The organism is Paenibacillus sp. GCM10027630 (genome assembly GCF_042676305.1).
GTDB lineage: Bacteria > Bacillota > Bacilli > Paenibacillales > NBRC-103111 > Paenibacillus_S.
On sequence record NZ_JBHTGY010000014.1, the window covers coordinates 1 to 11,165 of the forward strand.

The 11,165-nt window shown below is 46.6% G+C and carries 11 protein-coding genes; 10 read left to right on the forward strand and 1 reads right to left on the reverse strand.

The genetic code is table 11. The annotated features are described in order from the left end of the window. Positions 1-294 (reverse strand): IS110 family transposase (locus tag ACFQ0C_RS07625; protein ID WP_379365523.1); only part of this gene is annotated, 294 nt, incomplete at its 3' end. A 527-nt stretch (positions 295-821) separates the two neighbouring features. On the opposite strand from ACFQ0C_RS07625, the gene ACFQ0C_RS07630 reads away from it, so the two are divergent. From ACFQ0C_RS07630 to ACFQ0C_RS07675, 10 genes are all read left to right on the forward strand, one after another. Further along, the gene (locus tag ACFQ0C_RS07630) at positions 822-1,817 is read left to right on the forward strand and encodes a Gfo/Idh/MocA family protein (RefSeq protein WP_379365525.1); all 996 of its coding nucleotides are present in this window, start codon (positions 822-824) and stop codon (positions 1,815-1,817) included. A 46-nt stretch (positions 1,818-1,863) separates the two neighbouring features. Further along, a complete protein-coding gene (locus ACFQ0C_RS07635) occupies positions 1,864-2,826 on the forward strand; it encodes an ABC transporter permease (RefSeq protein WP_379365527.1) in 963 nt (320 codons plus the stop codon). Continuing rightward, entirely contained in the window at positions 2,826-3,707 is an 882-nt protein-coding gene (locus ACFQ0C_RS07640; protein WP_258217066.1) for a carbohydrate ABC transporter permease, read from the forward strand. Before ACFQ0C_RS07635 ends, ACFQ0C_RS07640 begins: the two co-directional genes overlap by 1 nt. A gap of 31 nt (positions 3,708-3,738) precedes the next feature. Beyond that, the gene (locus ACFQ0C_RS07645) at positions 3,739-5,250 is read left to right on the forward strand and encodes an extracellular solute-binding protein (RefSeq protein WP_379365529.1); all 1,512 of its coding nucleotides are present in this window, start codon (positions 3,739-3,741) and stop codon (positions 5,248-5,250) included. A gap of 21 nt (positions 5,251-5,271) precedes the next feature. Then, complete coding sequence (locus ACFQ0C_RS07650) at positions 5,272-5,634, forward strand: cupin domain-containing protein (protein ID WP_258217068.1); 363 nt, start codon at positions 5,272-5,274, stop codon at positions 5,632-5,634. 116 nt (positions 5,635-5,750) lie between these two features. Then, complete coding sequence (locus ACFQ0C_RS07655; RefSeq protein ID WP_379365532.1) at positions 5,751-6,506, forward strand: sugar phosphate isomerase/epimerase family protein; 756 nt, start codon at positions 5,751-5,753, stop codon at positions 6,504-6,506. A gap of 66 nt (positions 6,507-6,572) precedes the next feature. Further along, complete coding sequence (locus ACFQ0C_RS07660) at positions 6,573-7,802, forward strand: Tm-1-like ATP-binding domain-containing protein (RefSeq protein WP_379365534.1); 1,230 nt, start codon at positions 6,573-6,575, stop codon at positions 7,800-7,802. 58 nt (positions 7,803-7,860) lie between these two features. Then, complete coding sequence (locus tag ACFQ0C_RS07665) at positions 7,861-8,688, forward strand: phosphoenolpyruvate hydrolase family protein (RefSeq protein ID WP_379365536.1); 828 nt, start codon at positions 7,861-7,863, stop codon at positions 8,686-8,688. Between the two features lie 288 nt (positions 8,689-8,976). Continuing rightward, positions 8,977-9,339: a response regulator gene (locus ACFQ0C_RS07670; protein ID WP_308862370.1), complete on the forward strand. Its 363-nt coding sequence runs from the start codon at positions 8,977-8,979 to the stop codon at positions 9,337-9,339. Positions 9,340-9,908: 569 nt separating this feature from the next. After that, positions 9,909-10,652: an alpha/beta hydrolase gene (locus tag ACFQ0C_RS07675; protein WP_379365539.1), complete on the forward strand. Its 744-nt coding sequence runs from the start codon at positions 9,909-9,911 to the stop codon at positions 10,650-10,652. Positions 10,653-11,165 lie beyond the last annotated feature (513 nt).

An 11,165-nucleotide genomic window follows, 5' to 3' on the forward strand; every position in this document is an offset into this window, starting at 1 on the left:
TATCTCGATTCGCAGTGTAGAACGTTTGCGGATCTCTGAGCGACGTGCTCGAGTTAGTACGCGAAGATGCCGCTGCACGCCTTCAACCAAGCGAGATTCTGTCGCTTTGTTGTTCTTGAGAGCGTGGGCAATGGACACCAAATCCAGATCGTCTGTCTTGCACCAACTCAGGGCACTTGAACGCTCTTCAAAGGTGGTGTAGGCATTGAGGATTTGCACATGGTAACCATGTAGTGCCATCTGTCTGACGATATCCTCATAGTAATGGCCAGTAGCTTCAATGCCAAGAAGCAAACGAACAGCTCCCGTAAAGGTGATGGCCTGTTCAATTNCAACCTCCTGTGGTAGGGTAGGTATAGATTGAAGCTCTTTGTCAGGTGCTTCGTATCTTCGATAGTTGCTGGGGATTTCCCTTCTTTAGTGGATTATATTACACGCCAGAATTTATATGTTCCGGGGCTCCCCGCAAAGTATCTGAATCAACTTCGAAGCTTGACCCCACTTTGTGGGGATATTTTATTTCAAGAAAGCGATTGCATTACCAAAAAAAGTATTGTACAATAACCTCAAGTCAACTAAGTTGAATTAAATACAACAATGTTAAACAATTATAAATATTGTTGAAGAAGATCTGAATTTGTAGATTACGATAGTCTACCGAGGAGGGGATTTGCAACTACTTTCGAATCAGACATGTTGGAAAACGTAGAGTGGGGAGCAGTATTAACTTCGTGGGGCTATTGGAGTACAGGAGCTAGGATTGTTTTGATAACGCTTACATTTTTAAAATTATATTAATAACGAGGAGTGGACTAACGAAAATGAAAAAGTACAAAGTAGGTATTGTGGGCGCTGGTGGCGTTACTGAATTGCATTTCGTGGGGTATAAGGAGCATCCGGAACGGATCGAGATAACGGCACTTTGCGACCCGAACCCTGAAGCGTTGCATGCCAAAGCTGATAAGTATGGGGTTCCTCAGCGGTTTACAGACTTGCAGGATTTTATTCAAAACAGCGGTATTGATGTGGCTGTGGTGTGTACGCCGACCTCCATCCGTAAACAAATTGTGTTCCCATTGCTGGAAGCGGGCTTGCCTGTATTCGTTGAAAAGCCTTTTTCCGACACATTGGCGGAAGCAACAGAAATTACAGAGAAGGCGCAGCAGCTTGGTGTACCGATTTCTATAAACCAGAACTTCAGACGGCATTTCCCATTCGAGCTCATCAAGAGCAAGATTGCAGAAGGAATTATCGGTAAGGTAACCTCCATTTTGTTCACAAACCTCTTCTTCAGGCAGGATGTAGGCTGGCGGCTGGAATGCGAGCGCAATGCGCTGTCGGTAATGGGCATTCACTGGTTCGACGGGTTCAGACAAATTCTTGGCTCCGAGGCTGTGTCTGTCGTATGCCAGAATCGTTCCTCATCTGCTATCAATTGTGTAGGAGAGACGGATGCTACCGTTCAGGTCGTATTTGAAAATAATGCTGTAGCGACGTATGTTCAAAGCTTTTCTTCCACCATCAACCGGACGGAAATGATCGTAATTGGTGAGACAGGTACAATTGTAACGCTTTATAACAAAGCGGACCTGTATCGTAAAGGGGAGAAAGCTCCGTCAGAAACCTGGGATAATCAAGTTTCCAGAGAAGTAGCTACTTATGAAGGATTAAATCATTTGCTGACTTCCCTGGAGACTGGAGTTGAAGCGCCTAATAGCTCAAGAGATAACCTGAACACCATCTCCATTCTCGATGCAGCCTATGTTTCTGCGAACGAGCAGCGTATTGTTCAGTTGAAGCACGGTGTCGTGGTTTGATGAAGTGAACGATACTTAAATATGATTGAAGTGGAAGGTAGTGCATATGGATACACATTCGGCTGCTTTGCAATCGTCCGTCACTCTGGATAAGAAGATGAAACAACGAACTCTCTTCTCTGATTTAAGACGTGACAAGTACCTTTATATGCTGGTTTTACCTGGTGTGCTCTTCTTTATTCTTTTTAAATATGTCCCAATGTGGGGAATCATTATAGCTTTTCAGGAATATTCCCCGTATGCGGGGGTTTGGAATAGCGATTGGGTAGGGTTGGAGCACTTCATCCGTTTTTTTTCTAATCCTGATTTCCTGCTAATCTTCCGCAATACGATGGTGATCAGCTTGTTGAATCTGGTTTTCTTTTTCCCGCTGCCGATCATCCTGTCCCTGCTGTTGAATGAAGTGAATAACCAGTTTTTCAAAAGCATCCTGCAATCGATTGTTTACCTGCCGCATTTCTTGTCCTGGGTCATTATTGTAGGGATATCCTTCCTGCTCTTGTCCCAGACCTCAGGAGTCGTCAACATGATGATGGTATCGCTGGGATTTCCCAAATACGATTTTCTCACGAATACGGACACCTTCTGGGGCATGCTCGTTGCACAAAATATATGGAAGGAAACCGGTTGGGGAACAATCATCATACTGGCGGCTATTACGGCTGTTGACCCCCAATTATACGAAGCGGCCAAGATGGATGGAGCCAACCGGTGGCTGCAGGCTTGGCATGTGACACTGCCGGGAATTCGAAGCGTAATTCTGGTTCTACTCATCTTAAGGCTCGGACATATAATGGATGTCGGATTCGAGCAGGTATTCCTGATGAATAACGGAGCTGTGGCCCAATATGCGGATGTTTTTGAAACCTATGTGTACCGCAACGGTATTCAGAGCGGACAATTCAGCTACAGTACAGCAGTCGGCTTGTTCAAATCAGTGGTAGGACTTGTGCTCGTTGTTTTGGCGAATAAGCTGGCCAAACGGATTGGCGAGGAAGGAGTCTACTAATGAAGGAAAGCTTTGGAGGACGACTATTTAATAGTGTGAATACGTTTGTATTGATTGTTATTGGATTAATCACCTTATTTCCTTTGTACTACGTATTTATCGTTTCTTTCACCGATCCCCAGGAATATTTGCAGAAAAGCGGCTTTGTTTTGTTTCCTCAGAACTGGTCGCTTGGATCTTACCGTTATTTATTAGATACGGATGCTTTTAAAAACGCTACATTGGTCAGCACATTCCTTGCAACTGTGGGAACGGGTTTAAGCTTGGTTTTTACATCTGCGATGGCGTTCGGTATGTCTCGAAAAAGATTAAGAGGCAGAAAGCTTTTGATGCTGATGGTGTTATTGACGATTTTGTTCAACGCGGGGATTATTCCGAATTACATTATTGTCCGTGACTTGGGAATGATCAACAGCATATGGGCATTAATTATTCCGGTATTGATCAGCGGGTGGAATGTCATTCTAATGAAAAGCTTCTTTGACAGCATTCCGGCGGAGCTTGAGGACGCTGCCATGATCGACGGCTGCAATGATATAGGAACGTTCTTCCGCATTGTGCTTCCGCTGTCGGCTCCTGCTCTGGCTGCATTCGGATTGTTTTACGCGGTCGGTTATTGGAATACCTTCTTCAATGCTATTTTGTTCATTAATGATTATACGAAAGTGCCTTTACAGGTTCTATTGAGGACTATGCTGATCGACTCGGAAACCTCAACAGGAGGGGCGTCGGCAGCTGAGATGGTGTCGGAAAATCAACTGCCTAAACAAACTATTAAAATGGCAGCCGTTGTCATTGCTACGCTTCCTATTCTGGCAGTTTATCCTTTTTTGCAAAAGCACTTCGCCAAAGGCGTTATGCTCGGTTCGGTCAAAGGCTGACCGCAGCCCATATTAATGAGGGGGTCTAAGTATGAAAAAGGTTTCGAACAAGTATGCACTCGTTGCCATGCTGTCGGTTATGGCAGTGTTGACGGCTGCATGCTCTGGCAGCAATCCAGCAGGGACGACAACAAAATCGGAGGATGGCAAGAAGGAGGCGGTTACTGCCCTCAATATTTTCAGCAACTTCTCAATTGCCCAGCCGCCATCGCCGGATAATCCGGTTACGAAGGAATTTGAAAAGCGGACGAATACGAAGCTGAATATCACCTGGGTTTCAGACACTGTTTTCAATGATAAGTTAAATGTACTATTAGCCTCGGGCGATCTTCCTGATGTAATTAAACTGCCGGACACGACCGTACCCCAGTTTCTAACGATGGTTAAGCAAGGGGCGTTTTGGGATCTTACGCCTTATTTGAAGGATTATAAGAACTTAATGGATTCACCAAAAAGTATGTGGGATAACACAAAGGTTAATGGCAAAAATTACGTTGTGCCTATAGTACGTCCTCTCGAGGGTGGAACGACTTTTTTTATCCGCAAGGATTGGCTGGATAAGCTTGGCCTGCAGATGCCTACGACACTCGATGAATTGTATCAAGTAATGAAAGTGTTTAAAGAAAAGGAACCGGATGGGAAAAAAGGCACCTATGGCTATACCATGCGCACAAACGATCAAATCGAATTTATTTATGCAGGCGCCGGGGCCAAATGGAAGGTTAAGGATGGCGGCCTTATAGACATTAATTTAGAGCCTGAAATGAGAGCAGCATTGCTGTATAAGAAGAAACTGTATGATGAACAGCTCGTCCCGCCGGATTACTCGGTTATGAAGAACGATGATTGGGTGGACATGGCGACAAGCGGAAGAGTAGGGGTTACGACTGAAACTATCGAGGCGATGTGGCGTTGGACCTATGATCAATGGAAGCGAGATCCGAAGGTGAATTGGGAGCCCATCGTGTCCTTATCCGCAGGTGCGGGACCGTTCCAACAGCAGAATAGCGGATTTATAGGAGTCGCTGCTATTCCAAAGAGTGTTCCGGAAGCGAAAATGCGCAAAATCTTATCCCTTCTCGATTACGGCGCTTCAACAGAAGGCAGCACTTTATCGCAATATGGGATCGAAGGCATGCATTATAAGAAGGAAGACGGCTTCTTTATAACAAATGAGCAGGCGGTTAAAGACAATCTGGGAACCGGATCATTCGGCAAGCTGTTCATGAAGCATGACCCATATATGTACGCCTTTGCCCCAGGTATGCCTAAGGAAATATTCGAGAAGAACAAAAAAATTATTGACGCCAAAGCAAAGATCAGTGTGCCAAGACCCGAAATCGGGCTGGTTTCGGAAACAAATAATAAACTCGGAGCCGATTACAACAAGAAGATTGGCGACATGAAAACGCAGGTTGTTATGGGCAAGTCCACTATAGCTGATTGGGATAAGATGGTTGCGGATCTTAAGCAGGATGCCAACTATCAGAAAATAATACAAGAAATGAATGCCGCCTATAAAGAGCGCTTAGCAGCCAAGTAAACATAAAAGGAGAATGAGTGTATGGCTACCATCACAGATCTAAGAATGCAAGATACGGGACGCATACTGAATGAAAACTGGGGGAAAATCCAATGGCTGTGCGGTCAGGATATTGATCCGGCCAGCGAAATGACCTTCGGCATGGTGTATATCAACGCAGGTCAAGCCAATCCAAGACATGTACACCCGAATTGTGAGGAAATTATCTTTGTCCTTTCAGGTGAATGCGATCATACCTTGGGTGACGAAACCTTTCATTTGGAGCCGGGGATGATGCTGCGTATCCCGCGTAATGTACCCCATAATGCGACTACTACCAGCTGGGAGCCATGCCGTATGATTATCACCTACTCAGCACCGGATCGCCAGACTATTGGTGAATAAATAATATGCCGTACCCGGAAGAATGAACCGGTTCGGCGAGCGAATAAATAATAATCATACCCGGAGGGATGAATCGATTCCTTCGGGTCCTATTAATGGATAAAGGGAGGTTGGAAATGAGCATTCAACTGGCTTTTTCAAGACCGACTGCTACAGCTGAGGAGCAGACGATGTTATTTCAACAGTATGGAACCGTTGGTTACGATGGGCTGCAGCTTAAAGGTGCACAATATGCCCCGTTTCTTGCTGAACCGGGAAGGTTCAAGGAAGTATGGGGCGATGCCCCGGGCTTAGGCTCCGCTTTAATAACGGGCGGCAGACTGGATGATGCCAGTATAGAGCAGCTTCGTAACGTATTCCGGTTTGCTTCAGCTGTTGGCACGGATCTCATTGTCTACTGCCATGGAATTCCGAGAGCAGAGGTTACAGCTGATGACATTCGCCGGTACGCGGACATTCTGTCAGCGCTTGGAGCGGAGGCGCAGCAAAAATACGGTGTGAAGCTGTCCCTGCACCATCATCATAATAATCCTGTTATGTACCGTGATGATTTTGATCTATTCTTCGACCGGGTCAAGGGAGAGTCTGTCGGCTTGACGGTGGATACAGCGCATTTGGTGAAATCGGGCATTAGCGATGTTGCAGAGGTTATACGCAGCTTCGGCCATGTGATCGATAACTTTCACCTTAAGGATTTTGAGCAGGGCGATTGGAGGGTGCTTGGTGAGGGTGCTATCGACTTCAGCTCCATCTTTGCAGCAATTAAGGAGATTGGCTATAACGGCTGGGTTTCGGCAGATGAGGAAAGTGGCGGCGAAGTGCTCGAAGGTATGAAAGCCTGCTACGCGTATATGCGTGACGGCTTGAAGTGAATGCGTTATGAGTTGAATGAACGAATTGGCTGAGTTGAGAAACCGATCCTTGAAGGAGCTGGTGTTATGGGGAGAAAGGCTGTTTTGATCGGAGCCATGGATACGAAAGGGCAGGAGTATTTGTTCGTTAAACATACGCTGGAAGCATGCGGCGTAGAAACGTTCGTCATTGATACCGGAGTGCTGGCTGAGCCGCTATTTCAACCGGATATATCGGCGGACGAAGTAGCGAGAGCAGGCGGCTCCAGTATAGACGAGCTGCGAAGGGTGAGTGATCGCGGTACGGCCGTTGCCGTGATGACATGCGGTGCGGCGCATATTATCGCGGAGCTGGAACGGAACGGTGTCGTGGGCGGGGTGTTCGGCATGGGAGGAACAGCCGGTACGACGGTAGCGGCTTCAGCCATGCAGGCGCTGCCTATCGGGGTACCGAAACTGCTGGTGTCCACCGTTGCATCAGGTAATACGAGGCCTTATGTAGGCGTTAAGGATATTATGATGATGTACTCCGTTGTTGACATCGCCGGTATTAACCGACTGTCCCGGCGCATATTGAGCAATGCGGCCTATGCGTTGGCCGGAACGATCCAGCAGCAGGAGCGGGAACAGGAAATAGTTGATGATAAAGTAACATTAGGCATCACGATGTTCGGTGTGACAACCCCTTGCGCTACCCGAGTTCGGGAGAAGCTGGAGGAGGAAGGCTATGATCTGCTCGTATTTCATGCGACAGGAACAGGCGGCATGGCGATGGAGGAACTGATCAAAGCCGGCTATATAAAGGGCGTAGCCGATATTACAACGACCGAGCTTGCTGATGAGCTGGTAGGCGGTATTTTTACCGCAGGTGCTGACCGATTGGAGGCAGCAGGCATAACCGGGATTCCACAGGTTGTCTCAGTAGGTGCGCTGGACATGGTCAACTTTGGCCCCCCGGAAACCGTCCCGATTCAATTCAAGGATCGTAAGTTTTATCAGCATAATCCAACCACCACTTTGATGAGAACGACAATAGAGGAAAATAGCGAGCTTGGCCGTATACTTGCAGAGAAGCTTAATGTGAGTCAAGCCCCGACAGTCGTTGTGTTCCCGAAAGCCGGAGTTTCTTTATTGGACATGGATTTCAAGCCGTTCGACGGCAAGAAGGAGCGCCAGGCCTTATATGATGGAATCAAGCAGCATCTAAGATCGGATATCCCAATGATTGAGCTGGAACAGGATATTAATGATCTTGCGGTGGCTGAAGTGATTGCAGATAATTTACTGCGGCTAATGGTTAGTGCTACGAAGGTTTAATATAACTAACTTAATCCACACGGGCTATATAAATAACCTTTTGGAAGGAGTACAGATCATGGCTATTGCTAGACAAGAAATACTCAGCCGACTGCGTTCTCAAGTGGAACAAGGTCGCTTTATCGTAGGAGCCGGGGCCGGAACGGGTTTATCGGCGAAATGCGCGGAAGCGGGCGGCGTCGATATGATCATCATCTATAATTCCGGAAGGTATCGGATGGCGGGGCGCGGCTCGCTAGCCGGATTAATGCCGTATGGAGACGCGAATCAAATCGTAGTGGATATGGGAGGGGAAGTGCTCCCGATTGTTCGCGACACTCCTGTGCTGGCAGGTGTTTGTGGCACAGATCCATTCCGAATGATGGATGTCTTTTTGAAACAGCTGAAGGAGCAGGGCTTCTCAGGGGTGCAGAACTTCCCCACAGTTGGACTTATCGACGGTACCTTCCGGCAAAACCTGGAGGAGACCGGCATGGGCTATAGCCTGGAGGTGGAAATGATACGAAAGGCTCATGAGCTGGATTTATTAACAACTCCTTATGTATTCAACGAGGAGGATGCGATTGCTATGGCCGAGGCCGGAGCGGATGTGCTGGTCGCACATGTTGGCTTGACCACCAAGGGTAGCATCGGAGCCAAGACAGCTCTAACGCTCGATGAATCGGCTGACCTCGTTCAGCGAATCTATAATGCCGGCAAAAGTGTCAATCCGGACATCCTTGTCATTTGTCACGGTGGTCCGATCTCGGAGCCGGAGGATGCCCAATATGTGCTTGGCCGGACTCAAGGCGTAGCCGGTTTTTTTGGGGCTTCCAGCATCGAACGGCTGCCTACGGAAATTGCCATCACGGAGCAGGTGAAAAAGTTTAAGGCATTGACGCATTAATGCGTTAGCTATTCCTGTGTGTGGGATATGAGCAGCCAGCCTCTAACGTTAGTCCTGAACGGCAGGAGACGGATGAAGGCTGGCTGTTCTTTTTTGATGCAGCAGCTAACTAATGTGAGGATATTCATGGCCCTCCCTAATAGTTTGCGATCATAATGAGAGTATTCGATGTTTTGTTAGGAAACTGTCAGGAAACTAAATAGGTTCATCGAAGTAAACTAAAATTAATCTAATGCCCCTTTGCCATAATAAGGTTATAAGTTTCGAGTTGGGAATGGGGGAAGAATGATGGCTAAAATAATGATAGTGGATGATGCGGCTTTTATGCGAATGATGCTGAGAACTATGTTAATAGAAGAAGGACATGAGATTATTGCTGAGGCGGCGAATGGTCTTGAAGCTGTCAGTACCTATTTATCGTCAAAGCCCGATTTAGTTACAATGGATATTACGATGCCCGAATTGGATGGAGTAGGCGCAGTTAAGGAAATTCGCAAGGCCGATCCGTCTGCCCGAATCATTATGTGTTCAGCGATGGGGCAAAAAGCGATGGTTGTAGATGCCATTACCGCAGGAGCAAAGGATTTTGTAGTTAAGCCATTTCAAAAAGAACGCGTGATGGAGTCCGTTAACAAGGTGCTGGGACTATAATATTGGCTTGCAGCAGCTCTCGCGCTTTACCGATTCGAGATAATCCTCTTAGCCGCTTTAATGACGGGGCAGAGGGTTTTTTTGGCGTTTAAAAAAGGTATACTGTATTAATCGAGGTTTTTCAAAAGATTCCTTAGGATTACGAGTTTCTCCGGATAGCATACCCGGTATCGAATTTCGTATTCCCTTCGAAGTAGGGTGATCCAATGGTTTTGCCTAGAATGGATAGATTACCAAGCGATTTGCTTTCCTTTGAAACTTGTAACGCTGCTACATCTTTTAATAACAGACTTATAAGTTTTCAACGGAGCTGAACAAGTCTGTTATTGCAAGAAAAGCTACCGCGTAGACACGAATGTATCTTCATCGAGAGAGGGCTTCGAATAAAAGCTTTTCTTATAATAACAGACTTATAAGTTTTCAGCGGAGCTGAACAAGTCTGTTATTGCAAGAAAAGCTACCGCTTAGACACGAATGTATCTTCATCGAGAGAGGGCTTCGAATAAAAGCTTTTCTTAATAGATTATGAAGCCAGTTTTGCTAAAGAGAAACTCTTAGGAGGAGTCACCTTGTGGACAAGACGGAATTTGATCCGTTTATTGCTGCTGCTGGCAGTGGTGGGGGTTTTTGCGGCAGTTAGAGCTTTGATGCAGCCTTATTCTCCTGATGCTGAAGCTCTGGAAGCAATGAGGGGCGGGAGTGGAGTATCGGTTACGGAAAGTAAGGAATGGATTGTATTTGAGCCGAGGAATGGGAAACGGCCCGATGTGCTATTCTATCCCGGCGGTTTGGTGCGGCCTGAAAGCTATGCACCTTTAGCGCTCTCGCTTGCTCAAGAAGGCTATCGGACATGGATTATTAAAATGCCATTGAACTTAGCTGTGCTCGGAATCAATAGGGCAGATAAGGTGATTGAGCTTTTGCCCAAGCAAACCTATGTGATAGGCGGGCATTCCTTGGGAGGTGTGATGGCGGTGCGATATGCTTCCGGCAACGCCGGACGGGTGAAGGGAGTTTTCTTTTTGGCCGCCTATGCGGATAAGAGAGGAAGTCTTCGATCTGCGCCATTATCGGCTTTGTCCCTTGTCGGTACTGAAGACGGCGTCCTGAACCGGCAGGTATTTGAGCGCGGGAAGGATTTCTTGCCCGAGCAAACGGAGTATGCTGAGATTACCGGTGGCAATCACGCCGGGTTCGGCAACTATGGTAAGCAAAAAGGTGACTATCCCCCGTTAATCGCGCCCGACAAGCAGCGTTCGATCACGGTCAGCTTGCTGGTTAACTGGCTTGAGAAGCTTGAAGCTAAAGAATGAACCTGAAAAAACCTGCAAGCCCGCCTCGTCAGATGAACGAGGGGCTGAACTGCACCCCAATTGTTAGACACAAATAACAATTGGGGTGCAGTTTTTTGCAGGTATTTTTGGATTTATATGTATGGAGTAAACCAGCTTTATTTCCATCAAAGGAGCCCCGGATTTCAGGCGGCTGCAGTAAGGAATGCAGTAAGGAATGCAATACAGGGAAAAGCTCCTGCTAATTTAACCCAAATATCATTTCTGAGCAGTCTAACTGGAAAAGCTCCATTTAATTCGGGGTATATTTAAGGTAAGGGCCCGAATGGATGAAAATAGCGGGAGGTTTTCCAGCTATACCAATAGGAATCGATTTAAACCAGCAACTAACGGGACATTTTCAGGCTGTCGAGAAAGTCTCGGCAGTCTTTTTTTTCTTTAATATAATTCACCAATTCACCGCGTTAATTTGATATAATATAGTAAATAAGTTGGAAAGTGGTGATGTCTATGTTTCGCTCTAATCAAAGAGAT

Coding starts and splice junctions, on each gene's coding strand:
- ACFQ0C_RS07630 (WP_379365525.1), top strand. CDS start 822: ATGAAAAAGTACAAAGTAGGTATTGTGGGCGCTGGTGGCGTTACTGAA.
- ACFQ0C_RS07635 (WP_379365527.1), top strand. CDS start 1,864: ATGGATACACATTCGGCTGCTTTGCAATCGTCCGTCACTCTGGATAAG.
- ACFQ0C_RS07640 (WP_258217066.1), top strand. CDS start 2,826: ATGAAGGAAAGCTTTGGAGGACGACTATTTAATAGTGTGAATACGTTT.
- ACFQ0C_RS07645 (WP_379365529.1), top strand. CDS start 3,739: ATGAAAAAGGTTTCGAACAAGTATGCACTCGTTGCCATGCTGTCGGTT.
- ACFQ0C_RS07650 (WP_258217068.1), top strand. CDS start 5,272: ATGGCTACCATCACAGATCTAAGAATGCAAGATACGGGACGCATACTG.
- ACFQ0C_RS07655 (WP_379365532.1), top strand. CDS start 5,751: ATGAGCATTCAACTGGCTTTTTCAAGACCGACTGCTACAGCTGAGGAG.
- ACFQ0C_RS07660 (WP_379365534.1), top strand. CDS start 6,573: ATGGGGAGAAAGGCTGTTTTGATCGGAGCCATGGATACGAAAGGGCAG.
- ACFQ0C_RS07665 (WP_379365536.1), top strand. CDS start 7,861: ATGGCTATTGCTAGACAAGAAATACTCAGCCGACTGCGTTCTCAAGTG.
- ACFQ0C_RS07670 (WP_308862370.1), top strand. CDS start 8,977: ATGGCTAAAATAATGATAGTGGATGATGCGGCTTTTATGCGAATGATG.